Origin of the sequence: Paraburkholderia sabiae (genome assembly GCF_030412785.1) — a bacterium.
Classification (GTDB): Bacteria; Pseudomonadota; Gammaproteobacteria; order Burkholderiales; family Burkholderiaceae; genus Paraburkholderia; species Paraburkholderia sabiae.
Map to the genome: position 1 here is coordinate 5,387,532 of NZ_CP125295.1, position 24,664 is coordinate 5,412,195.

22 protein-coding genes are annotated in these 24,664 nt (G+C 62.8%); 11 read left to right on the plus strand and 11 right to left on the minus strand.

Annotation, left to right across the window (positions count from 1 at the left end; all coding sequences use genetic code 11):
• Window positions 1-74: 74 nt before the first annotated feature.
• From ilvC to QEN71_RS24225, 3 genes are all read right to left on the minus strand, one after another.
• Window positions 75-1,091: a ketol-acid reductoisomerase gene (gene ilvC / locus QEN71_RS24215; protein WP_201654192.1), complete on the minus strand. Its 1,017-nt coding sequence runs from the start codon at window positions 1,089-1,091 to the stop codon at window positions 75-77.
• Window positions 1,092-1,190: 99 nt separating this feature from the next.
• Window positions 1,191-1,682, minus strand: a complete 492-nt coding sequence (ilvN, locus tag QEN71_RS24220) for an acetolactate synthase small subunit (RefSeq protein ID WP_007588180.1) — start codon at window positions 1,680-1,682, stop codon at window positions 1,191-1,193.
• Window positions 1,683-1,793: 111 nt separating this feature from the next.
• Entirely contained in the window at window positions 1,794-3,557 is a 1,764-nt protein-coding gene (locus QEN71_RS24225; protein WP_201654190.1) for an acetolactate synthase 3 catalytic subunit, read from the minus strand.
• Window positions 3,558-3,965: 408 nt separating this feature from the next.
• Between QEN71_RS24225 and QEN71_RS24230 the strand changes: the two genes are divergently transcribed.
• The 4 genes from QEN71_RS24230 to QEN71_RS24245 are packed head-to-tail and all read left to right on the plus strand — an operon-like array spanning window position 3,966 to window position 6,324.
• Complete coding sequence (locus QEN71_RS24230; RefSeq protein ID WP_028371308.1) at window positions 3,966-4,529, plus strand: RNA polymerase sigma factor; 564 nt, start codon at window positions 3,966-3,968, stop codon at window positions 4,527-4,529.
• A complete protein-coding gene (locus tag QEN71_RS24235) occupies window positions 4,526-4,957 on the plus strand; it encodes a DUF3619 family protein (protein ID WP_201654187.1) in 432 nt (143 codons plus the stop codon). The genes QEN71_RS24230 and QEN71_RS24235 overlap by 4 nt, the downstream gene beginning before the upstream one ends.
• 17 nt (window positions 4,958-4,974) lie before the next feature.
• Window positions 4,975-5,733 carry a DUF3106 domain-containing protein gene (locus tag QEN71_RS24240; protein WP_201654184.1) on the plus strand — a complete coding sequence of 253 codons (759 nt, stop codon included), beginning with the start codon at window positions 4,975-4,977 and terminating at the stop codon, window positions 5,731-5,733.
• 57 nt (window positions 5,734-5,790) lie between these two features.
• Window positions 5,791-6,324, plus strand: a complete 534-nt coding sequence (locus tag QEN71_RS24245) for an RDD family protein (RefSeq protein WP_201654181.1) — start codon at window positions 5,791-5,793, stop codon at window positions 6,322-6,324.
• A 631-nt stretch (window positions 6,325-6,955) separates the two neighbouring features.
• Here the strand turns inward: QEN71_RS24245 and QEN71_RS24250 are convergent.
• The 4 genes from QEN71_RS24250 to QEN71_RS24265 all read right to left on the minus strand — a co-directional run bounded on the left by QEN71_RS24250 (window position 6,956) and on the right by QEN71_RS24265 (window position 12,049).
• Window positions 6,956-8,260, minus strand: a complete 1,305-nt coding sequence (locus QEN71_RS24250; RefSeq protein ID WP_201654178.1) for an ABC transporter permease — start codon at window positions 8,258-8,260, stop codon at window positions 6,956-6,958.
• Between the two features lie 19 nt (window positions 8,261-8,279).
• Window positions 8,280-9,845, minus strand: coding sequence for a sugar ABC transporter ATP-binding protein (locus QEN71_RS24255; RefSeq protein ID WP_233471980.1), 1,566 nt, complete (start codon window positions 9,843-9,845; stop codon window positions 8,280-8,282).
• 80 nt (window positions 9,846-9,925) lie between these two features.
• Window positions 9,926-10,882: a substrate-binding domain-containing protein gene (locus tag QEN71_RS24260; protein ID WP_201654175.1), complete on the minus strand. Its 957-nt coding sequence runs from the start codon at window positions 10,880-10,882 to the stop codon at window positions 9,926-9,928.
• Window positions 10,883-11,002: 120 nt separating this feature from the next.
• On the minus strand, window positions 11,003-12,049 hold the full coding sequence (locus QEN71_RS24265) for a LacI family DNA-binding transcriptional regulator (RefSeq protein ID WP_201654172.1): 1,047 nt from the start codon (window positions 12,047-12,049) through the stop codon (window positions 11,003-11,005).
• A gap of 280 nt (window positions 12,050-12,329) precedes the next feature.
• Here QEN71_RS24265 and QEN71_RS24270 point away from each other — a divergent pair, with 280 nt between their 5' ends.
• The 7 genes from QEN71_RS24270 to QEN71_RS24300 all read left to right on the plus strand — a co-directional run bounded on the left by QEN71_RS24270 (window position 12,330) and on the right by QEN71_RS24300 (window position 20,127).
• Window positions 12,330-13,271 carry a UDP-2,3-diacylglucosamine diphosphatase gene (locus tag QEN71_RS24270; RefSeq protein ID WP_201654169.1) on the plus strand — a complete coding sequence of 314 codons (942 nt, stop codon included), beginning with the start codon at window positions 12,330-12,332 and terminating at the stop codon, window positions 13,269-13,271.
• A gap of 34 nt (window positions 13,272-13,305) precedes the next feature.
• Entirely contained in the window at window positions 13,306-14,337 is a 1,032-nt protein-coding gene (locus tag QEN71_RS24275; RefSeq protein WP_201654167.1) for a glycosyltransferase family 4 protein, read from the plus strand.
• A 40-nt stretch (window positions 14,338-14,377) separates the two neighbouring features.
• Window positions 14,378-15,088 carry a diacylglycerol kinase gene (locus tag QEN71_RS24280; RefSeq protein ID WP_201654164.1) on the plus strand — a complete coding sequence of 237 codons (711 nt, stop codon included), beginning with the start codon at window positions 14,378-14,380 and terminating at the stop codon, window positions 15,086-15,088.
• Between the two features lie 769 nt (window positions 15,089-15,857).
• Window positions 15,858-16,574: a TetR/AcrR family transcriptional regulator gene (locus tag QEN71_RS24285; RefSeq protein ID WP_201654161.1), complete on the plus strand. Its 717-nt coding sequence runs from the start codon at window positions 15,858-15,860 to the stop codon at window positions 16,572-16,574.
• A 2-nt stretch (window positions 16,575-16,576) separates the two neighbouring features.
• Entirely contained in the window at window positions 16,577-17,161 is a 585-nt protein-coding gene (locus QEN71_RS24290) for an LOG family protein (RefSeq protein WP_201654158.1), read from the plus strand.
• A 39-nt stretch (window positions 17,162-17,200) separates the two neighbouring features.
• Entirely contained in the window at window positions 17,201-17,947 is a 747-nt protein-coding gene (locus QEN71_RS24295) for an SDR family oxidoreductase (protein WP_201654155.1), read from the plus strand.
• Window positions 17,948-18,192: 245 nt separating this feature from the next.
• Window positions 18,193-20,127: an ArnT family glycosyltransferase gene (locus tag QEN71_RS24300; RefSeq protein ID WP_201654152.1), complete on the plus strand. Its 1,935-nt coding sequence runs from the start codon at window positions 18,193-18,195 to the stop codon at window positions 20,125-20,127.
• Between the two features lie 9 nt (window positions 20,128-20,136).
• Here QEN71_RS24300 and QEN71_RS24305 read toward each other — a convergent pair whose 3' ends face one another.
• The 4 genes from QEN71_RS24305 to QEN71_RS24320 form a co-directional block, all read right to left on the minus strand.
• Complete coding sequence (locus QEN71_RS24305) at window positions 20,137-20,772, minus strand: DUF924 family protein (protein ID WP_201654149.1); 636 nt, start codon at window positions 20,770-20,772, stop codon at window positions 20,137-20,139.
• Window positions 20,769-21,500, minus strand: a complete 732-nt coding sequence (locus QEN71_RS24310) for an alanyl-tRNA editing protein (protein WP_201654145.1) — start codon at window positions 21,498-21,500, stop codon at window positions 20,769-20,771. The genes QEN71_RS24305 and QEN71_RS24310 overlap by 4 nt, the downstream gene beginning before the upstream one ends.
• A 150-nt stretch (window positions 21,501-21,650) precedes the next feature.
• A complete protein-coding gene (locus tag QEN71_RS24315; RefSeq protein ID WP_201654142.1) occupies window positions 21,651-22,061 on the minus strand; it encodes a group II truncated hemoglobin in 411 nt (136 codons plus the stop codon).
• 44 nt (window positions 22,062-22,105) lie between these two features.
• The gene (locus tag QEN71_RS24320) at window positions 22,106-24,595 is read right to left on the minus strand and encodes an ABC transporter permease (protein ID WP_233471981.1); all 2,490 of its coding nucleotides are present in this window, start codon (window positions 24,593-24,595) and stop codon (window positions 22,106-22,108) included.
• Window positions 24,596-24,664 lie beyond the last annotated feature (69 nt).

Sequence of the window (24,664 nt, forward strand, 5' to 3'; positions counted from 1 at the left end):
GGGTTCAGCACACCTGGACGGCTTTTTGACGCTTCCGGCGCATTTCGTGCGCCGGAGTGCGAAAAACAGGCAGATTAGTTCTTCGACTGATCGACCAGCTTGTTCTTCGCGATCCACGGCATCATTGCGCGCAGCTTCGAGCCGACCTGCTCGATCTGGTGCTCGGCCGTGATACGGCGTCGCGATTGCAGCGTCGGCGCGCCAGCGCGGTTTTCGATGATGAAGCTCTTCGCGTACTCGCCCGTCTGGATGTCCTTCAGGACTTCCTTCATCACCTTCTTCGTGTCTTCCGTGATGATGCGCGGGCCCGTCACGTACTCGCCATATTCGGCGTTGTTCGAGATCGAGTAGTTCATGTTCGCGATGCCGCCTTCGTAGATCAGGTCGACGATCAGCTTCAGTTCGTGCAGGCACTCGAAGTACGCCATTTCCGGCGCGTAGCCCGCTTCGACCAGCGTTTCGAAACCGGCCTTGATCAGGTCGACCGTACCGCCGCACAGAACAGCCTGTTCGCCGAACAGGTCGGTTTCCGTTTCTTCGCGGAAGTTCGTTTCGATGATGCCAGCACGGCCGCCGCCGTTAGCCGCTGCGTACGACAGTGCGATGTCGCGCGCTGCGCCCGACTTGTCCTGTGCGACCGCGATCAGGTGCGGAACACCGCCGCCTTGCGAGTACGTGCCGCGCACCGTGTGACCCGGCGCCTTCGGCGCGATCATGATGACGTCCAGATCCGCGCGCGGGATCACCTGGCCATAGTGCACGTTGAAGCCGTGTGCGAACGCGAGGGCCGCGCCCTGCTTGGCGTTGCCGTGAACTTCCTTCGCGTAGACTTCGGCGATCTGCTCGTCCGGCAGCAGCATCATGACGACGTCGGCGCCCTTCACGGCTTCCGCCACTTCCTTGACCGTCAGACCTGCGTTCTCAGCCTTGCTCCACGATGCGCCGCCCTTGCGCAGACCCACCGTGACGTTCACGCCGCTTTCCTTCAGGTTCAGCGCGTGCGCATGGCCTTGCGAGCCATAGCCGATGATGGTGACCTGCTTGCCTTTGATGAGGGAGAGGTCGGCGTCCTTGTCGTAGAAAACTTTCATGTCTGTTCCTTGGCGAAATTCAGAAAAATTCAAAGCTGCGTGTGTATGTTGCGTCGAACCGGACGTCTGATGCAACGCCCGGCTCCGATCGAACTGCTGTCAAACCTTCAGGATGCGCTCGCCGCGCCCGATACCCGAACCGCCCGTACGGACCGTTTCGAGAATTGCGGTGGCGTCGAGCCCTTCGATGAACGCGTCGAGCTTCTCGCTCGCGCCCGTCAGTTCGATCGTGTAGGTCTTTTCGGTGACGTCGATGATGCGGCCGCGGAAAATATCCGACATCCGCTTCATCTCCTCACGTTCCTTGCCGACCGCCCTAACCTTGATCAGCATCAGCTCGCGCTCGATGTGGGCGCCCTCGGTCAGGTCGACCACTTTCACCACCTCGATCAGGCGGTTCAGATGCTTCGTGATCTGTTCGATCACGTCGTCCGAGCCAATGGAAACGATGGTCATGCGCGACAGCGAACGGTCTTCGGTCGGCGCCACCGTCAAGGTTTCAATGTTGTAGCCGCGTGCGGAGAACAGGCCGACCACGCGCGACAGCGCGCCCGGTTCGTTTTCCAGCAGAACGGAAATGATGTGTCTCATGTTCGCTTCTTCCAGATGTCGATGTATGCGATGCGTGCGATCCACGCCGCTTCGTCCGCGTTCGCCTTTTGTGGAGACGTGCATGACGAAGCCGGCGCGAGAAGGCGCTCGTTATAGATCTTCCGACCCGAGGAGCATCTCCGTGATGCCCTTGCCGGCCTGAACCATCGGCCAGACGTTTTCGGTCGGATCGGTCTGGAAGTCGAGAAACACCGTGCGATCTTTCAGGCGCAGTGCTTCCTTCAGCGCCGGTTCCACGTCAGCGGTCTTTTCGATCCGCATGCCGACGTGGCCGTACGCTTCGGCGAGCTTCACGAAATCCGGCAGCGCATCCATGTACGAATGCGAATAGCGCTTGCTGTATTCGATCTGCTGCCACTGGCGCACCATGCCCAGATAGCGGTTGTTGAGCGAAATGATCTTGACGGGCGTGTCGTACTGCTTGCAGGTGGACAGTTCCTGGATGCACATCTGGATCGAGCCTTCGCCCGTGATACACAGCACGTCGTCATCCGGATGCGCCATCTTGACGCCCATCGCCGCCGGCAAGCCGAAGCCCATCGTGCCGAGACCGCCGGAGTTGATCCAGCGACGCGGCTTGTTGAAGCGATAGAACTGCGCCGCCCACATCTGGTGCTGGCCGACGTCGGAACACACGAAGGCATTGCCGTCCGTCAATTCCCACGCCTTTTCCACCACGTATTGCGGCTTGATGATCTCGCTCTTGCGGTCGAACTTCAGGCAGTCTTTCGAACGCCAGTCTTCGATGTCCTTCCACCAGTCGGCGAGCGCCGCGGTGTCGGGACCATGCTCGGCCGTCTGCAGTTGCTCGATCAGTTCCTTCAGCACTTCCTTCACGTCGCCGACGATGGGAATGTCGACCTTCACGCGCTTCGAGATCGACGACGGGTCGATGTCGATGTGAATGATCTTGCGCGGACGCGACGAGAAGTGCGCCGGATCGCCGATCACACGGTCGTCGAAACGCGCGCCGATCGCGATCAGCACGTCGCAGTGCTGCATCGCCATGTTGGCTTCGTACGTGCCGTGCATGCCGAGCATGCCGAGGAATTTCTTGTCCGCTGCGCGATAGCCGCCCAGACCCATCAGCGTGTTCGTGACGGGATAGCCGAGCAGATCGGCGAACTGGTTCAGTTCGCGCGACGCATCCGCGAGGATGATGCCGCCGCCCGTATAGATGTACGGACGCTTTGCCGACAGCAGCAGCGCGACAGCCTTGCGGATCTGGCCCGAGTGGCCTTTCGTGACGGGGTTGTACGAGCGCAGCGACACCGTTTTGATCGGCTCGTACTGGCAAGGCGCCTTCGACACGTCCTTCGGAATGTCGATCAGCACCGGACCGGGACGACCCGTGCGTGCGATGTAAAACGCTTTCTTGACGGTAGCGGCGAGATCGCGCACGTCCTTCACGAGGAAGTTGTGCTTCACGCAGGGACGCGTGATGCCGACCGTATCGCACTCCTGGAACGCATCCTGGCCGATCGCGGCAGTCGGCACCTGGCCGCTGATCACGACCATCGGGATCGAGTCCATATAGGCCGTCGCGATGCCCGTCACCGCGTTGGTGACGCCGGGACCGGAGGTCACGAGACAGACGCCGACCTTGCCGGTCGAGCGTGCGTAAGCATCGGCGGCGTGAACCGCGGCCTGCTCGTGGCGCACGAGAACGTGCTGGAATTTGTCCTGCTTGTAAAGCTCGTCGTAGATGTAGAGTACCGAGCCGCCGGGATAGCCCCAGACGAATTCGACGTCCTCGTCTGCCAGTGCCTTCATGAGCACGGTGGCGCCGATAGAGTCAGCTTCGTGATGGGGAGTGGTATCCGACGTGGAGAATTCCGCGCTGGGCATATTCATCGTTCACCTTTCGAATTTTCGGCAAAAAATTGATCGGGTGCTCTCTGCCGGGCTTGTGGCTCGGGTTCAAGCGGCGCGTCCAGTTTGACAGGAAGGCTTCTTGGGCCAACCTCAAATGAGACAAGTCACTTATGTTGCGAACCGTAGACGATATCTACGATACGTCCGATGGTCAAGCAAATATTTCCATGATTGACGACAACTCCCCTTTCATCGTCAACTTCTGACCGTTTTACGGGCGGCTTTCGCCGTCGTCGCTCGATGAGCGGAAATACGGCTGTAGGCCAGATGCAAGGCGCCCGCTTGCCGCGTTTTCCCCCGGATCGGGTGAAAGTTTGTTAGCATCCGCGAGTTTTACGACATTTTTCGACCGATTCCGCGCACATTCGCTGCGCCGACCCCCAACGGATGGCATCAGAAAAGGAACTCGCCGATTTTCTGGCGGGCGTCGAAAGGCGCGCGTTCAAGCAGACGGTCTACGCCGTGCGGGACGATGACGCGTCGCTCGACATCGTGCAGGACGCGATGATCAAGCTCGCCGAAAAATATGGCGACCGTCCTGCCGCTGAGCTGCCGCTTTTGTTTCAGCGTATTCTCCAGAATGCGATGCACGACTATTTCCGTCGGCAGAAGGTGCGCAACACCTGGGTGAGCCTGTTTTCGTCGCTGGGCAATGCCGACGACGAAGACTTCGACCCGCTGGAGACGTTCGAAAGCCAGGACGGCGCGACGGGTGTCGAGAGCAGCGAGCAGCAGCTCGAGCGCGAACAGGTCCTGCAGCTGATCGACGACGAAATCCAAAAGTTGCCGGCACGTCAACGGGAGGCGTTTCTGATGCGTTACTGGGAAGATATGGATGTCGCTGAGACTGCTGCCGCGATGGGCTGCTCGGAAGGCAGTGTGAAAACTCACTGCTCACGAGCCACGCACACGCTGGCGCATGCGCTCAAGGCCAAAGGAATCACGCTATGAGCTCCGCTCTCGAAACAAAAGAAATCGAGTTTGCGCGGCAGCTTCGCCGTGCGCTCGACGAAAACGCTGCCCGTATTCCACCCGCTACGACCGACCGGCTTGCCGCCGCGCGCCGTGCCGCCCTCGCTCGCAAGAAGCCTGAAGCCGTGCAGGCGCCTGCGTTTGCGCCCGTGTTCGTCGGCGCCGGCACGCTTGGTCACCTGCCGCAGCCGGAAGGCTCGCGCCGCCTGCCGCGCCTGCGCAAGCTCGCGCTCGCGTGGCCCGTGCTTGCGCTCGTGATCGGCCTCGCGGGCATCGCGTGGTGGGAAGACCATCAACGCACGGCCGAACTCGCCGATATCGACGCCGCCATGCTGAGCGACGACTTGCCGCTCAATGCCTATCTCGATCACGGGTTCAACGCGTACCTGACGCGCAACAACCACTGACCGGGGAGAGTTGACGGGTGAGTTACAAGCGCGGCCTAGCCGTTGTGTCCGGATGCGTGATTGCAGCCCTGGTGTCATTCGCCGCCACCTATCCGCGCTTCTACCCGGAGCCCACGCCCGTCGCGGCGCCTGCGGGCGGCACGCCCGCGAAAGCGCCTGCCCCGGCGCTGACGGTCGAACTGCCGGGCCTGCCCATTTCCACCAGCCCGCTCGCGTGGTCGAAGCTGACCAATGCCGAACATGTCGCGCTCGCGCCGTTCGAAGCGCAATGGGACGGCTTCAGCGAAGAGCGCAAGCGCAAGTGGCTCAAAATCGCGTCGCGCTATCCGAAGATGACGCCGGAAGCGCAGAAGCGTCTGCACGAGCGCATGGCCGAATGGGTTCGCATGACGCCGGAGCAGCGGCGTGTCGCGCGCGAGAACTATCAGGTGTCGAAGGAACTGCCGCGCGAGGCGCGCCAGAACGCGTGGAAGGCGTATCAGCAGTTGCCTGAGGAACAGAAGCAGAAGCTCGCCGCCAGCGAGCACAAGCGTCGGCCGACGGTCGTCAGCGCGCCGCCTTCGGGCAAGTCCGAGATCAAGGACATCAACCGACTCGTGAACGGCAAGGACAAGCTCGCAAGCGTGCCGGTGCCGCCGGCGACGGCGGGTGCTTCCGCCGGCGTCGCGGCGCCCGCGCAGGGCGCGCCTGCCATTCCTGCTGCCGGCAGTTTCGTTCCGGCGACGCCGACGCCCGTCTCACCTTCCGACGCGCCGTCCATCTTCAACGGCTCATAATCTCTTCCTTCGAGCCTGCAAGGTGCGGGCTCATCAACGGCAACCGAGGCCTCGCCCGTGTCCACATCTGTCGACTCCGCAGCCGTGCCGCCCCAACCCGAATCCGTAGAACCTGCCGTGCCGACTGTGCGCCGGCGTCTCGCCACGCTGATGTACGAAAGCGTGCTGCTGTTTGGCGTCGTGTTCTTCGCGGGGTACCTGTTCAGCACGCTCACGCAGCAGCGCAACGGGCTCGTGCATCACAACTGGCTCGCGGCGTGGATCGGACTGGTGGTGGGCGTGTACTTCGTGTGGTTCTGGACGCACGGTGGACAGACACTGCCGATGAAGACCTGGCGGCTTCAGGTTGTGGGCGCCAGGGATGGCGCTTCAGTGCCTGTTTTACGCGCTGTCTTGCGGTATGTGTTTGCCTGGTTGTGGTTTTTGCCGCCGCTGGCTTTGCATCCTCTACTCGGTTTGTCTGTGCCGCAGACGCTCGTGCTGGCTGCTATCTGGTTTGTGCTGTATGCCGGGGTTGGCCGGCTCGGCGCCGGGCGGCAGTTTTTGCATGATCGGATTGCGGGGACCAAGGTTGTTAGCGTTGGTCGGTGAGGTTTTTTGGTTTGTCTGCGACGCTAGTCGCCATTCTGGTCTTTTCTCTCGCATCCGCGAATTCGTATCGGTGCTTCAGGCGTTGCCCCTGTGCGGGGCGGCACCTACTTTTCTTTGCAGCGGCAAAGAAAAGTAGGCAAAAGAAAGCCGCTTCAAACCTCCGGTGCCCGCCCGGATAACGCCACGGCACACGGTCTTTGAGCTGTCGCGCAGTGACGCAAACACTCCGTAGAAAGCCCGCAGTCAGACGCGCGCGGCGCGAAAGATGACATCCACCTGGAGCACATTCGGTCAGCACGTTTTTTTGCATTGCCGTCAGTTGATTGCGGCGTTATGTGCTCCAGACTGTGTGTGTGTTTTCGCGCCGTGCGCAGTTAACTGCGGGCTTTCTACAGAGTGCGGGGGTCGCTGCGCGACAGCTCAACTGCGGCATGCCGCAGCGCCATTCTGGCGGGCACCGGAGGTACAAAAGCGGCTTTCTTTTGCCTACTTTTCTTTGCCGCTGCAAAGAAAAGTAGGTGCCGCCCCGCACAGGGGCAACGCCTGAAGCACCGATACGAATTCGCGGATGCCACCGCAGACAAAAACCAAAAACGCAAAGACTGGCGACTGCGTCGCAGACAAAAAACCACTAAGGAAGCGAACGCCTCCCGCGAACCCTGGCAAGCATAGTCTGCGGATTCATCCGCGTCTGCTGCAAGAACACAGCAACAACGATGATCAACCCTTTGAGCACCAACTGCGTATTGCTATCGATGTTATTGAGCAGCAGGATATTCCCAAGAAACCCGAAGATCAGCACGCCCGCCACGGTCCCCGCAATCCTCCCCACGCCGCCCATCAGACTGGTGCCGCCAATCACTACAGCCGCAATCGCATCAAGCTCCCAGCCGACACCCGCATCCGCCTTCCCCTGCCGATACTGCGCGGCATAAAGAACGCCGACAAGCGCCGCGAGCATTCCCGAAATCGCGTACGCGGCGATCTTGTGCCGATCGACCTTGAGCCCCGAAATGCGCGCGCATTTCTCATTACCGCCGATCGCATACAGATACTTGCCAAACACCGTCCGGTTCAAAACGAAGTCCGCAATCAACGCGATCACGATGAAAAAGAGCGCCGGCACGGGCACCACGCCAAATAGCAACGCGCGCAGATTGTCGATGTCGGTCGTCGCATTGCTGCCGCTGTAAATCGAATAGACGGCCGTATCCTGCCCTGCGACGAGCCGCGCCATACCCATCACGCCGACCATCGCCGCGAGCGTCACGATGAACGGCTGCATGCGCCCGCGCGTGATGATGAAGCCGTTGAGCGCGCCGATCGCGAGCCCCGCCATCGGCACCATCCACAGCACCGTCAGCAGCGACACCTTCTGCGGCAGTTGATGCCACGCGAACACACACGCCAGCAACGCAACGATTCCCGCGACGGCCATGCGCACGCCACGATGCCCCGAGTCACGCAGACCGGGCGACATCTGCATCGTATGTGCACCGCCCCGCCCCCGCCGCGCAAACATTCCGCTCGCCATATACACGACGGCGAAAAGGCTGATCGCATCGAGCGCGAGCGCTGTCCACGACGCCGCGTTGCTGCCGGGCGTCGTCAGCAGGATCGCCGTCAGCACACTGCCGAAACCCATCACCGAACCGACGGACAGATCGATACCCGCCGTGATGATGACGAGCGTCATGCCCACCGACATCACGCCGACATTCGCGACCTGCCTGAACACATCGGAGAAATTCGCCGACGACAAGAAGATGTTGCTGCCGTCCGCCGCATGCGGCGACGTGAGCGCGCCGAGCGCAAGCAATACGATCAGTCCGAGGTAGTACTTCACGTTCGTGAGCCACGCGCGCAGGCGCTGTTGCCGCCGCAGCTGCTGCGCATTGGGCGTCGCGTCGAGTGCGTGTTCGTTGGTCTTCAGCATGTTCACCGCTCCATCATGTTCAGGGCGACGCGAGCTTCACGAGTTCGTCGGCGGAAAACGCATCGCGTTCGAGCACGCCGCGCGCGCGTCCTTCGCACAGGACGAGAATGCGGTCGCACATCAGCATCAGTTCGTCGATCTCCGAGCTCGCGACCACCACCGTCAAGCCGCTGCGCGCCGCCTGCAGGATCTGGCTATAGATTTCCGCTTTCGCGGCCACGTCGACGCCGCGCGTCGGTTCGTCGAGCAGCAGAATGGCGGGCTGCGTCATCAGCCATTTGCCGATGATCAGCTTCTGCTGGTTGCCCCCTGACAATGTCGCAACAGGTTCGCTCGCGCCGCCATGCTTCACGTTCGACGTCAACGCTCGCGCAGCCACGCGCTTTGCAATCGCGCGTCGGCGATAGAACGGAAAACCGTCGATATGCGCGAGACTCGGCAGCACGAAGTTCGCCTCTACCGACTGATCGACGATCAGCCCGTCTTTCTTGCGGTCTTCGGTGACGAACGCGACGCCTGCCTCGACGGCTTGGGCAGGCGTGCGAAACGCGCGCCGTCCCGCGCCGATTTCGATCGAGCCCGACACGCGATACGGCGACACGCCATACAGCGTTTCGAGTATCTCGGTCTTGCCCGCGCCGAGCAGTCCGGAAAGACCGAACACCTCGCCGCGCCGCACATCGAACGACACGCCGTCCACCACGGGACGATGCTCGCCATGCAGCGTCAGATCGCGCACGCTAATCAAATGGTCTGCCGCAGCACGCACTTCGCCGGACTCGCGATGCGGCGCGACGAAGTTCTTGCCGATCATCATCGACACCAGCTGTTCCGCCGATTCGACGCGGCTCATCGGCAGCGTTGCGATATGGCGTCCGTCGCGCAGCACCGTCACGCGATCGGCGAGATCGAACACTTCCTGCAAGCGATGGCTGATCAGCACGATGCCCATCCCGCGTTCGCGCAGCGCGCGCACCAGCACCGAAAGCGCCTGTGTTTCCGTGTCGGATAGCGCGGACGTGGGCTCGTCCATGATGAGCACGCGCGCGTCGGCAAGCAGCGCTTTCGCGATTTCGATCAACTGCTTTTCGCCGATCCGCAATGCGCCGACGAGCTCATCCGGCGACGGCCTGAACTGCAATTGCGCGAGCACGTCGAGCGCTTTCGCTCGCATCGCGCGATGATCGGGAAAGCCGAAGCGCGTCGTGATTTCCTTGCCGAGAAAGAGATTGTCGACCACGGACAGGCTGTCCACCAGATTCAGTTCCTGGTGAATGATCGCGATGCCTGCGTTCATCGCATCGGCTGTGGTTCTAAAGTCGACTCGCGTGCCTGCTACGTCGATAGAACCAGCATCGGGCAGATACAGGCCGCCCAGTATCTTCATCAGGCTCGACTTGCCTGCGCCGTTCTCGCCGACGAGCGCATGCACCTCGCCCGCCACGATGTCGAAATCGACATCGGTGAGCGCGGGTGTGCCGTTGAACGCGATCGAGATGCGCGTCGCGGCAACGAGCTGTGTCGCGCTCATGGCGTGGGTCGCGACAACAACAGGTGGATCGATGCTCGTGACACCTTGCGTCATGAATTCCTTCCGCTCTCGCATGCACGACGCGTCGCGCGGCGGGCATCGGCACCTGCCCGCGCGACGCGTTCACGCATCACTCAACTCGCGACAAACTGCTTCGCGTTGTCCGCGAAGATCCCTTGCGTCGGCATGATCACTTTCTTCGGAATCTTTTCACCGCCGAGCATCTTCAGCGCCTGGCGCATCGCTTCGCCGCCCGGCGTCGGATACACGAACGTCGCCGTGAGAATGCCCTTCTCGACCCACACCGCGCCTTCGTTCGGCAGGCCGTCCGCGCCGACGAACTTCATCTTCTTCTCGACGCCCGCGTCCTTCGCCGCGAGATACGCGCCGTACGCCATGGGGTCGTTGTGCGCGAACACGAGATCGACCTGCGGGTTCACGCGCAGCACGGTCTTCATGTAGTCGTAGGCCTTGTCCTGCTTCCAGTCGCAATCGACGCGCTGCCCGACGATCTTCAGGCCCGACTCCTTGCCGACGAACGACATCATCCCGTCGTGACGATCGTGCGACGCCTGCGTGCCGAAGCCGCCCCACACTTCGACGATATTGCCTTTCGCCTTGCCCGCACCGCCTTGCGTCTTCACGATGAACTCGCCCGCGCCCTTGCCGATCAGCACGTTGTCGCCGCCGACGAACTGCGTGTACTGATCGCCGTTCACTTCGCGATCGAGCACGAACACGGGAATGCCTGCCTTGTACGCCTTTTCGACCACGCCCGTCAGTCCCGCCGACTCCTTCGGCGAAATGAAGATGACGTCCATCTTCTGCGCGATGAAGTTCTCCATGTCGGCGTTCTGCTTGTCGGTGCGATCGTTTGCATCGGCGATCACGAGTTCGACGTTCGGATGCTTCGCGGCCTCGGCCTTCATGTCCTTGTTGAACTGCACGCGCCACGGCTCGACGGTCGTCACCTGCGAGAAACCGAAGCGGTATTTCTTGCCTTGCGCGTGCACATAGCCGGCCTTGACGATCAGCCCGGCAAAAGGCGCCGTAACGAGCGCGCCCGTGATCAGACGGCGATTGCGGTTCATGTTTGTCTCCATTCGTTGCGCATTGCGTGATGCGCGTTGTGCGTCTCCCTTGGTCTTGCCTTTCTGCTTTTGCTTTTGTCTGCTCTTTGAAATTGAAACGTTTTAGTCCTGCTGGTTTCCTCACGCACCATCCAGTACAGCCTGCACGGCGGGCGCGGCCGCCGTGCTCTCGCGCACCAGCAACTCGGCCTTGAAACTCAGATGCACGGGCGCATTGCGCTCGCCATTCAGCAGCTTCAGCATCAGTTGCCAGATTGCGTGACCGATCGCCTCGACGGGCTGCCGGATCGAACTCAGATAGGGACGCAGCACCGACATCCACGGCGCGTCGTCGAACGACAACAACGAAATGTCTTCAGGCAGGCGCAATTCGGCATCGCGGATCGCGCGCAATGCGCCGAGCGTCGTCACGTTGCCGCCTGCAAAGAGTGCAGTAGGACGCAGCGCATTCGACAGCACATCGAGCGTCGACGCGTGAATCTCTGCGGCCGTCATTCCGCATTCGACGACGCGTATGTAGCTGTCGAGTCCCGCGCGTTTCATCGCATCGACATAGCCGTCCGCGCGCTCGCGCGAATTCACGAGATCAAGCGTATTGACGAGGAACGTGATGCGTTTGTGGCCGAGGCCGATGAGATGCACGGTGCCATCGAACGTCGCTGCATGGCTGTCCGTCGTGACCGTATCGGCGGGAAAGGAATCGTCGACGCGATCGGCCATCACGAGCGGCACATTGCACTCGCGCACTTCGTCGATCGCATGTTCGTAACCACGGCACGGAATGATGATCATGCCCGCGACCTGACCCGACATCACGAAACGGATGCGCTCCATTTCGCGCGCGGGATCTTCATCGGCGTGCGCCATGATCAGGCGGTAACCATGCTCCAGCGCGTGATTTTCGAGCGCGCGGGCAATGTCGACGAAGAACTGGTTGGTGAGATCGGGTAGCACGAAGCCGATCGAACTGGGCCGCCCGCGCCGCAAATCGGCGGCGATGCCGTTGCGACGATAACCGAGCCGGCGCGCCGCGTCCCACACGCGCTGTGCACGCGCTTCGCTCACGCCGGACGCACCCGACAGCACCTTCGATGCCGTGCCCACCGACACCTCGGCGGCATTCGCGACATCGCGCAGCGTGGGCAACGGCCGGTCGGGCAAGCTCATGTTGCGTCGGCTCCTCTGGCGGTGCGGTTCGTCGCAAAGAACGAAACCGGTCGTGGAGATTGAAACGTTTCAGAGCATATGCAATCGATTACATGAGTACAAGGCGCGTCCTCTCAGGACTTTCCCGATGCGCGATTGCGCATCTGCAGCAATTGCGCGCGTCATGTTGCGTTGCATCGAGCCGACAGTTCGCGATACGTAATAAGAACTTCTCGTGAATGTCACGGCTCCGTCATGCAGCAATGGCGCAATGCGGGTACTGCAACTCGACGCGTGAGCCATGGACAACAACACGTCCGCGACTTCCCTCTTCCGCCAGACTGGCCCGAGCGTCGATCCCGGCGCTTTCGGCCCCCGCTCCCCCTCAGTCGGCCTGCCGCCGATACCGCATCTGCCGACGACACCGACGCCGTCAGAACATCACGACGACGATCACGAAGCTTCGCATCGCTATCGCACGATCTGGCTCTCCGACATTCACCTCGGCTCCAGCGGCTGTCAGGCGAAGTATCTGCTCGACTTCCTGCGGCACAACGAGTCGGAGTACCTGTATCTGGTCGGCGACATCATCGACGGATGGCAACTGAAGAAAGGCTGGTACTGGCCGCAGGCGCACAACGACGTCGTGCAGAAGATCTTGCGCAAGGCGCGCAAGGGCACGCAGGTCGTGTACATCCCCGGCAATCACGACGAAGGCGCGCGCCAGTTCTGCGATCTCGCATTCGGCGACATTCACGTGCGCGGCGAAGCGTTTCATACGACGCTGCAAGGCAAGCGTTTGTGGATCGTGCACGGCGATCTGTTCGACGGTGTGATCCAGCACGCGAAGTGGCTCGCGTATCTCGGCGACACGCTGTACACGATGATTCTCGTGCTGAACCGCTGGTTCAACCGGATCCGCATCAAGCTCGGCTTCCAGTACTGGTCGTTGTCGCAGTACCTGAAGCATCAGGTGAAGAACGCCGTCAACTTCATCTCCGCATTCGAGACTGTGATGACCGACGAAGCGCGCCGCCGCGGCTGCGACGGCGTCGTGTGCGGGCACATTCACAAGGCCGAGATCCGCGAGATCGACGGCGTGCTCTATTGCAACGACGGCGACTGGGTCGAAAGCCTGTCGGCGCTCGTCGAGACGTATGAAGGCGAGCTGAAGGTGGTCTACTGGACCGTGATGCGCTCGCCCGAGGCGAACGCGACGAAGGCTCGCGCAGCAACAGCGTGACACGCACCACCACTACTACGAGAGGGCCAATCGCATGAAGATCATGATCGTCACCGATGCGTGGGAACCGCAGGTCAATGGCGTTGTTCGCACGCTGAAGAACACGACGCGCGAACTGACGGAGATCGGCCACACAGTCGATCTGCTGACGCCGCTCGAGTTCAAGACGATTCCGTGCCCCACGTACCCGGAGATTCGTCTCTCGCTGCTGCCGAAACGCCATCTGCGCAAACGCATCGACGAATTCAAACCCGATGCGCTGCACATCGCGACGGAAGGTCCGCTCGGACTCGCGGCGCGCGCCTATGCGATCGAACACAACTTGCCGTTCACGACGGCGTATCACACGCGCTTTCCTGAATACGTGCAGGCGCGCTTCGGTGTTCCCGTCGCGTGGACGTACCGCTTTTTGCACTGGTTCCACAAGGCGTCGCTGGCCGTGATGGCGCCCACGCCTGTCGTCAAGTCCGACCTCGAAAAGTTCGGCTTCACGAACGTGGTGCTGTGGACGCGCGGCGTCGATCTCGAGATCTTCCGGCAGATGGAATCGAAGGTGCTCAACACCGCGCGGCCGATCTTCCTGTACGTGGGACGCGTGGCTGTCGAGAAGAATGTCGAGGCGTTCCTGAAGCTCGATCTGCCCGGTTCGAAATGGGTATGCGGTGAAGGTCCGGCGCTCGCCGAACTGAAGTCGCGCTATCCGACGGCAAACTATCTCGGCGTGCTGACGCAGGCCGAACTTGCGAAGGTTTATGCGGCCGCCGATGTCTTCGTGTTCCCGAGCAGGACCGACACGTTCGGCCTCGTGTTGCTCGAAGCGCTTGCGTGCGGCACGCCCGTTGCAGCGTATCCCGTGACGGGCCCGATCGACGTGCTCGGCGACGGCGGCGCGGGTGCGATGCACGACGATCTGCGCGAAGCGTGCCTGCAGGCGTTGAAGATCGATCGCAACCATGCGCGCGCGTGGGCCGAGCGATTCTCGTGGACAGCTGCATCCGAACAATTCGCCGCGCATCTGAAGCCGCTTTCGCGCTCCACGTATAGCGAGGAAAGCGCCGCCGCCTGATCCGTCCGACGCGCAAGCGCCCTCACCTCTCGCCAAGCCCATGCAAACGAGACAATCGAACGCATTGCGCGCTCCGCAGGAATCGCTGCGCGACGCGAAGACTGCAGCATCGCAAACGGAGCACTACGGCGAGCCGTTCGACGACGTGCATGACCTGCACGAAGACGGCGCGCCGCGCTCGCGTTATGCTGGACAGTCCAGACCTGTTTCAGCGAATTCATCAGCCATGTCATCCACGACGCGTGCGCGCACATCGGCCGATTCTTCGTCCGACGAAGGTGCGTCCTCTCAGGCCGACGCGCAGGAGCCGCACGAACCGCTCGGCCCCGACGATCCGCTCGCGCCGTTGCCCTTCAATCCGTACAAGGGCAATCGCGGTGTGACGCGTGCGTGGCACGCGATGAAGAATTCGTTTGCCGGCTTTCGTGTTGCGATTCGTGAGGAAAGTGCGTTTCGGCAGGAGCTGACGCTGGCGGCGATTCTCGTGCCGTGTGGGGTTTTTGTGCCCGTCGATGCCGTTTCTCGTGTTTTGCTGCTGGGGTCGGTGTTTCTTGTGCTGATCGTCGAGTTGCTCAACTCTAGCGTTGAGGCTGCTATTGATCGGATTTCTCTTGAGCGACATGAGCTGTCGCGGCGGGCTAAGGATCTTGGCAGCGCTGCTGTGATGGTTGCGCTTTTTATTTGTGTTATGACTTGGGGTTTGTTGGTTGGGCCGATTGTTGTGCGGTGGATTGGTTCTGCTTTGCGTTAGTGGTTTTTTTGTCTGCGACGCAGTCGCCATTCTGGTTTTTGGTTTTGCTTCTTGCTTTTTGCTGCGCTGGCATCCGCGATTTCGTATCCGTACTTCACGCGTTGCCCCTGTGCGGGGCGGCACCTACTTTTCTTTGCCGCGGCAAAGAAAAGTAGGCAAAAGAAAGCCGCTTTTGTACCTCCGGTGCCTGCCAGCATAGCGCTGCGGCGTGCCGCAGTTGAGCCATCGTGCAGCAACGTCCGCACTCTGTAGAAAGCCCGCAGTCAACCGCGCACGGCGCGAAAACCCCACACAGTCTGGAGCACATACCGCCGCAATCAACCGAGGGCAAATTCAAAAAAACGTGCGACCGAATGTGCTCCAGGTGGATGTCATGTTTCGCGCCGCGCGCGCCTGACTGCGGGCTTTCTACGAAGTGTTTGCGTCGCTGCGCGACAGCTCAAAGAACGCGCGCCGTGCCGTTATCCAGGCGGGCACCGGAGGTTTGAAGCGGCTTTCTTTTGCCTACTTTTCTTTGCCGCTGCAAAGAAAAGTAGGTGCCGCCCCGCACAGGGGCAACGCTAGCAAACCGACACGTCAACGCGGACGCCAGCCAAAACCAAAAATCAAAACAAAAAAACTGGCGACTGCGTCGCAGACAAAAACAAGAACCCAGAACAGCGACTGCGTCGCAGACAGCAAAACCTCCCTCCAGAACGCTCGGTTTATAATCGTCGCACGAGCGCAAAAACCTCAAACACAGCCCACCCAAGACCCAGGCCCGGACGACATGGAACCCAAACCTCCCCGCCGCACGCGCGAACGGATTCTCGAACTCTCGTTGAAGCTCTTCAACGAAATCGGCGAGCCGAACGTCACGACGACGACCATCGCCGAGGAAATGGAGATCAGTCCAGGCAACCTGTACTACCACTTCCGCAACAAAGACGACATCATCAACAGCATCTTCAGCCAGTTCGAGCAGGAGATCGAAAAGCGTCTGCGTTTCCCGGAAGACCACCGCGCGACCATCGACGAAATGTGGTCGTATCTGCAATACATGGTCGATTTCACCTGGCGCTATCGTTTCCTGTATCGCGATCTCAACGATCTGCTCGCGCGCAACCGCACGCTCGAAACGCACTTCAAGCAGATCATCAGCCATAAGGTGCGGTTCGCGAGCCAGTTCTGCGAGCAGCTCGTCGCCGATGGCGAAATGGTCGCCACACCCGACGAGATCAAGGTCATCGCGACCAACATCGGCGTGATCGCGACGTACTGGCTGTCGTACCAGTTCGTGATGAACCCGCGCAAGTACAACGAGCAGGAAGCGATTCAGGCGGAACTGCATCAGGTCAGCGTGCAGATCGTGTCGCTGATGGCGCCGTATCTGCGCGGCCGCTCGCGCGAACTGTTCGACGATCTGGTGTCGGGCAAGCATCCGCAGCGCGTGTTCTACGACTATCTGCCGCCGCGCGAACCTCGTAACGAATCGAAGGACAGTTGAAGATGAAGGCAGTCTGCGTCTATTGCGGCTCATCGGACGGAGCCAAACCGCTGTATCGCGAAGCCGCCAAGGCATTCGGCCGCGCACTCGTCGCGGCGAATCTGTCGCTCGTCTACGGCGGCGGCAAGGTCGGCCTGATGGGCGTGATCGCCGATGAAGTCATGGCCGCCGGCGGCCGCGCGATCGGCGTGATCCCCGAGTTGCTCGTCAACAAGGAAGTCGGCCACAACGGTCTGTCGGAACTGCACGTCGTACCCGATATGCATCATCGCAAGAAGATGATGGCCGATCTCTCCGATGCGTTCGTCGCGATGCCCGGCGGCGCAGGCACGCTCGAAGAACTGTTCGAGGTGTTCACGTGGGCGCAGCTCGGCTATCACCAGAAAGCCGTGGCCGTGCTGAACATCGACGGCTTCTACGATCCGCTGATCTCGATGCTCGAACACACGGTGCAGGAAGGCTTCATGCGCCAGACATATTTCGACATCCTGCAGGTCGAGAGCGACCCCGCCCGTCTGATCGAAAAGCTGCAACGCTATCAGCCGCCGTCGCAGGACAAGTGGGCGGTCCAGCGCGAACGCGTCTGACGCACGCCGCATCTCTCGCTACCTGAGCCGGGAGTTCACATGACGAAAGTGGTTCTGATCACGGGCGCGAGCCGCGGCATCGGCCGCGCAACCGCGCACATGCTCGGCGCGCGCGGCTGGTCGGTCGGCGTGAACTACGCGAGCAACGAAGCGGCGGCGAAAGAAGCGGCCGCCGAAGTCGGACGCGCGGGCGGACATGCGCGTCTGATCCCGGGTGACGTCGCCGACGAAACACAAGTCGTCGCGATGTTCGATGCGCTGGAACAGGCCTATGGCCGCATCGACGCGCTCGTGAACAACGCGGGCATCGTCGCGCCTTCAATGCCGCTCGCCGACATGGATGCCGCACGTCTGAAGCGCATGTTCGACGTCAACGTGTACGGCGCGTATCTGTGCGCGCGCGAGGCCGCGCGACGCATGTCGAAGGATCGCGGCGGGCATGGCGGCTCGATCGTGAACGTGTCGTCGGCGGCGTCGCGGCTCGGCTCGCCGAACGAATACGTCGATTACGCGGGCTCGAAAGGCGCCGTCGATACGATGACCATCGGTCTCGCGAAGGAACTCGGCCCGCAGGGCATCCGCGTGAACGCCGTCCGCCCCGGCCTGATCGATACCGACATCCACGCGAGCGGCGGCCGTCCGGATCGCGCAGCGGTGCTCGGCGCGCAAACGCCGCTCGGCCGCCCCGGTACCGCCGACGAAGTCGCCGAAGCGATCGTCTGGTTGCTCAGCGATGCGTCATCGTATGTGAACGGCGCGCTGCTCGATGTCAGCGCCGGCCGCTGACGCACCTCTCCTCCCCTTTCAAGTAGATCGCGCGGCGCTTCGTCACGACGCGCCGTGCGTCGTGGCATTTCGCGCCTTTCCCCACACTCGCTGACCGATTTCGACGCCCCGGGGCATTCTTGTAACCATTCGTAATATTCGATCGATAGAATGCAACCAGCCGCTTCCGAAAGCGGCGGAATGTCGTGCGAACAAAAAGGATCGTGGCCCACGTTGCCGCGCTCCGAGGCCAGAGATCTTTCGTCATGCAGCAGCAGAATCCATCGAAGCGGTGGCGCTGGGGAGCGACCGCCTTGTCAGCGCTGGCCCGCTTCATCGCCGGGCCGGCGGCACCATCCCATCCGGCTCAAGGCACCGGCGCCGATACCGCGACGCCGCTTCCCCCCGCTCCTGCCACACAACGCCTGACCCGCAGGCTCGCCGCTTCGCGCGCGGCGCGGTGGGTGATCGGCATCGCGCTCGTCTGCGCGTGGCTGCTGCCGGGCACGCTCGGTCACGATCCATGGAAGCAGGACGAGACCTACACGTTCGGCATCGTCCAGCACATGCTCGATACGGGCGATCTCGTGGTGCCGACCAACGCGGGCCAACCCTTCGTCGAAAAGCCGCCCATCTACGACTGGGTGGCGGCAGGCACGGCATGGCTCTTCAATCGCTATCTGCCGCTGCACGATGGCGCGCGCATCGCCAGCGCCCTCTTCGGCGCGCTGACGCTGCTGTGTCTTGCGCGCTTCGCGCGGCGTTCGACGGACGCAACGCGCTGGCTCGATCTGCGCGTAATCGGTTCGCTCGCGCTGTTCGCGGGGACGCTCGTCGTCGTCAAGCATGCGCACGACATGATGACGGACGTCGCGCTGATGGCGGGCGCCGCACTGGGCTTTTGCGGACTGTTCGAACTGGTGCTATCGATGCAGAGTACCGACAGCGATGATTCACCTCCCCACGCTGCGCCACGCGACCGACAGGCCGCCGCGATGTTCGGCGCGGGCGTCGGCATCGCGCTGATGTCTAAGGGGCTGTTCGTGCCGCTCGTGTTCGGTGCGACGCTCTGCGCTTCGATCGCGCTGTATCCGGCCTGCCGCAGCGCGCGCTTCGCCCGCGCGCTCGCGTTGGCGGCGCTGGTCTTCGCGCCCTTCGCGCTGATCTGGCCGATCTGCTTCTATCTGCGCTCCGAAGCGCTCTTCAAGGTCTGGCTGTGGGACAACAACGTCGGCCGCTTCTTCGGTTTCTCCGTGCCCGAACTGGGTTCGGAAAACGACGACCGGCTGTTCGTGCTGAAGACGATGCTCACCGTCGGCTTTCCTGTCGTGCCGCTGGCGGTGATCGCGTTCGCCCGATTGGCGCGCAGCGGATGGCGGCAATGGCGCGAGCCGCGCATCGCGCTGCCGCTGATTTTCGCGGGGACGGGTTTCGCGGTGCTGCAAACCTCGGCGACGATCCGCGAGCTGTACATCCTGCCGTTCATCGCGCCGCTTGCGCCGCTCGCGGCGCGTGCAATCGAACGCTTGCCGCAACGTCTGCATACCGTCTGGGACATGACGAGCCGTGCGCTGTTCGGCGTGCTCGTCGCGCTCGCGTGGGCGATCTGGTCGACGATGACCAATCCCGCCAGCAGCCGCGCATGGCTTCACCTGCTCGGCCGCTGGCTGCCGCTCGACTGGACGCTGCCGATCCATCCCGTCGAAGTAGCCGCGGCGCTCGCGCTGACCATCGGCTGGTTGTGGCTGCTGCCGCTCGTCCGGCACGCAGGCAAATGGCGCGGCGCGCTGAGCTGGTGTGCAGGCGCGATCGTCGCGTGGGGTCTCGTCAGCACGCTGCTGCTGCCGTGGCTCGATCTCGCGAAAAGCTATCGCTCTGTGTTCGAAGATCTGCGCACGCACCTCGATGCGCAATGGAACGACAGCGATTGCATGGCGAGCCTCGGGCTCGGCGAATCGGAAGCGCCGATGCTGAAATACTTCGCTCATATCGAGCACGTGCCTGTGCAGTCGGCGGATGCTCAAACCGGTTCGGATGGCAGGGAAGCCTGCACGTGGCTGATCGTGCAGACGCGCCGTCAGAATCCGGCGCAGCCGGGAGACGGCTGGCAACTGTTCTGGTCGGGCGCGCGTCCCGGTGACAACGATGAACTGCTGCGCGTGTTCGTGCGTACGCCGTCGGACATCGGCGGCGACGACTGAACTCGCGTTTTAGAACGACGAACCCGGTTCGCGCAGAAACGCGATCTCTTCGTCGCTCGACTCACGGCCAAGCAGCGCATTGCGATGCGGAAAGCGTCCGAAGCGCTCGATCACCTGCGCGTGCCGCACAGCCGAGCGCGCATACGACGGATCGAGTCCGAGCGCTTCGAGTTGCGTGTACAGACGCACGCCCTCGCGCTGACCTTCGATCGTCTCGTCATGCTCGAACGGGATGTAGGCGAATGCGCGGTGATAGACGGTCGGCAGCAGCACGTCGCTACCCTCTTCTATCATCCGACGCGCGATGCCCAGCGCCTGCGCGTCGCCGTCGTACATGTGCGCCGTTTTCCGTCGACAGTTGCGCGTGAACTGGTCGAGCACGATCACCAGCGCCAGCGCGCCTAGCGGCGTCGTGCGCCACGCATCGAGTTCAAGCGCGAGCGCTGCTTCGATCAGCGCGCCGAAGCGCTCGCGCAGCATCGTGTCGAACGCGTCGCTGCGCTTGAACCAGCGCTTCTGATCCTTGCCGTATTCGTCCGAGCCGGGTGTACCGAACCAGCAGTCGAGCACATCGCGCGCGCGAGGATCGAGCGCGGCGTAGTCCGCGTCAGTCGAATATGCCGCCGTGTCGACGCGTACGGTCATGCAAGCTCCAGCACCAGACGTCGCGTGCGCGCGCTTTTCTTTTCCAGCTTCGCGACGCGCAATGCACCGATTTCCTGTGTGTTGCGCACGTGCGTGCCGCCGCACGGCTGCAGATCGACGCCTTCAATGCGCAACAGACGCACGCGGCCAAGGCCCATCGGCGGCTTCACGCTCATCGTGCGCACGAGTTCGGGGCGGGCTGCCATTTCGTCGTCGGTGATCCATTGCGTCGCGACATCGTGTGCGCCGCCAACCAGTTCGGCAAGCCGTGCTTCGACATCGTCGCGCCCGATCGGCTCGACGGTCGCGAAGTCGAGGCGCGCGTACTCAGCCGTGATGCTGCAGCCGTCGACGGGATACGGCAGCACCGCGCACATCAGATGGCTCGCCGTGTGCAGGCGCATGTGGCGGTAGCGTCTCGACCAGTCGATCTCCGCCGTGAGCGGCTGGCCGGCGGCGAGTTGCACCAGCAGAGCTTCCTGGCCGGGCCCGGGAACGTGGACGGCGTCGTCGGGCGTCGCGCCTTCGAACTTCGCCTTGCGCGTGTCGGCGATCTCGATGCGCGTGCCGTCCGCGAGCGTCAGCACGCCGGCGTCGCCCGCCTGGCCGCCGCCGAGCGGATAGAACACGGTTTGATCGAGATGAATGCCCTGCTCGTCGATCGCGGTGATGGTCGCGTCGCAGCGGGTCAGATAGGCGTCGTCGCGAAAGAGCGCGCGCGTCGTCATGGGGAGTCTCCTTTGCGTTGTACGTGCATCGTGCCAGCGGACATTATGCCGACGCGCGTAACGCCCGCCGCGTTCAGATCGACGCGCTCCCGACCGAACTGTACTGGCCGCTTTGACACGACGGTTTTACCGCGTGCAACACATCGCCCGTCAACCGGGATGATTGCGCATCCAGTCGGCCGTATCGAAGAACGAATGCAGCAGACGCTCGCGCAGCGGCTCGGGCAGGCCGACGTCTTCCATCGCCCACGCCATGCAGCGCAGCCACTGGTCGCGCTCCACCGACGCGATCTGGAACGGCAGATGCCGCGCGCGCAGACGCGGATGACCGAAGCGGCTGATGTAGTGATCGGGGCCGCCGAGCCAGCCGCACAGGAACCAGAACAGCTTGTCGCGCGATCCTTCGAGCGTCGGCGGATGCAGCTTGCGGATGCCGGCGAAATCGGCCTCGAGGTCCATCAGGTCGTAAAAACGGTCGACGAGTTCGCGCACGCGCGTCTCGCCGCCTACGAGTTCGAAGGCCGTCGGCTGCGACGGCGCTTCGTCAATCGGATCAGTCATACGGGCAAAACACAGTCAAAGAGAGTTCAAGGACGGGCCTAACGTCACGCATCGCGCAGCGATTGCAGCGCAGGCCGCATCAACACATGACGCAAGCTAAGCCAGCCGCCGACGGCCGAGCACACGACGCCCGCCGCGATGCCCGCGGGCACGAGCCACGGGTTGAATTCGATCGAAAAATCGAACACGCGCGCCGCGAGAATGAAGCCGATCACCTGCGAGCCGACGGCCGCCATCAGACCCGACAGCGCGCCGACCACGACGAACTCGGCGACCTGCACCGCGCGCACCTGCGCGTGCGACGCGCCGAGCGCGCGCAGCAGCGCGGATTCTCGCATACGCTCGTCGCGCGTGCCCGCCAGCGCGGCGTACAGCACCAGCACGCCCGCGATCAGCGTGAACGCGAACAGGAACTGCACCGCGCCGATCACCTGACCGATCACGCGCTGCACCTGCGCGAGAATCGGCGCGGTATCGATCGCGGTGAGGTTCGGATACTGGCCGATCAGCCCGTCGATCACGGGCCGCTGTTCGGGCGGCACATGGAAGCTCGTGATGAAGGTCGCCGGATAGTCCTTCAGCGCGGCAGGCGGCATCACGACGAAGAAGTTGACCTTGAACGAACCCCAATCGAGCTTGCGCACGCTCGTCACGGGCGCGTCGACCTGCAGGCCCGTCACGTCGAAGCGCATCGTGTCGCCGACCTTCACGTTCAGGATTTTCGCGAGGCCCTGCTCGATCGAAATCTGCGGCTTCGTCGCGTCGCCGTACCAGTCGCCCGATACGATGCGGTTGTCGTCCGGCAGCTGCGTCGTGTACGACAGGTTGAACTCGCGATCGACGAGACGCCGCGCGTCCTCGCTCTTGTAGTCGTCGGGATTGACGGGTTTGCTGTTGATCGCGATCAGCCGGCCGCGCACCATCGGCTCGAGGTCGACGCCCGGAAAGCCGTGCGCCGACAGATAGTTCGTCACGAGATCGCGCTGGTCGGGCTGGATATCGATGATGAATTCGTTGGGCGCGTCGGGCGGCGTCGAGCGATGCCACCCTTCGATCAGATCGTTGCGCGTCATGCCGATCAGCAGCAGGCACATCAGGCCGATCGCGAGCGCGGTGATCTGCAGCGCGCTCGAATTTGCGCGCCGCTCCAGCGACGCCAGCGCGTAACGCCAGCCGATGCCGATATGAAAACGCTCGCTGCGTACGATGCGCGCTGCGCCCCACAACGCGGCGCGCGCGAGCAGCGCGAACAGCAGCAGCCCGCCCGCGAAACCGCCCGCGACGATGCCGCCCAGCTTCAGTTCGCCCGCCGCGAGAATCAGCAAGCCCGCAAAGAGCGCTATGCCAAGCGCATACGCAGCCCACGCCGTACGCCCTTCGTCGCCCCACTCGCGGCGCAGCACGCGCACGGGCGGCACATGCGTCAACGGCAGCAGCGGCGGCAGCGCGAAACCGATCAGCAACACGAGACCCGCCGCGATGCCTTCGAGCGCAGGCCAGATCGACGGATAAGGCAGCGAAACGTCGATCAGACTGCCGAGCCACCAGAACAGCGCCAGATGTCCGCCGAAACCGAGCACGACGCCCGCAATCCCGCCAAGCAGACCGAGGCCCGCGAACTCGAACACGAACAGCGCGCGCAAGGTCCGCTGGCTCGCGCCGAGGCAACGCATCGCCGCGCAACTGTCCAGATGCCGGCGCATATAGCGATGCGCGGCCATCGCGATCGCGACGGCGGCCAGCAGCGCCGTCAGCAACGACACGAGCGTCAGGAAGTGGCTCGCGCGATCGAGCGTCTGTCGCACCTGCGGCTGGCCATCCTGCAGCGATTCCAGCGCGTAGCCGCGCATCTTGCCGTTATCGACGCGTTCATGCGCCCACTTCGCGAACGACGCGACGCCTTCGTCGCCGCCCGCCACCAGCAGCCGGTACGTGACGCGACTGCCGTAGCCGACCAGTCCCGTCGACGCGAGATCGTCGGCGCGCATCATCAGACGCGGCGAGAAATTGACGAACGCGAAGCCGCGGTCCAGTTCGCGCGTGATCAGCGCGCCGATCGTGAATTCGCGCCCGCCCACTTTCACCTTGTCGCCGATGTGCGCCTTCAGCGCGTCGAGCATCTGTTGATCAACCCACACGTCGCCGGGCGGCGGAATGCCGCGCACTTCGCGATCGGGCGCGCCGGGCGTGAGCGCGATCTTCAGCTCGCCGCGCAGCGGATAGCCCGCCGATACGGCTTTCACGGCCGCGAGCCGCGACACCGGTTTCGCCGCCGTCGAGTTGACCATGCTCGGGAAAATCGCCGTCGTCGCGGTTTCGAGGCCGAGGGTTTTGGCTTTATCGACGAATTGGGTATCGACAGGATGATCGGCGCGGACGATGAAATCGGCAGCGATCATGCGCCGCGCATCGCGCTCAAGCCCTTGATGCAGACGGTCAGCGAGAAAGCCGACGCTGGAAAGCGCGGCGACGGCAAGCACGAGCGCGAGCAGCAGCATTGTCAGTTCGCCCGCGCGCCAGTCGCGCGCCGTCATGCGCAGCGACTGATGCAGCAGATGGCCGAGCGACAGCCGATGCGCGGGGGCATGCGGCCTGCGGTGTTC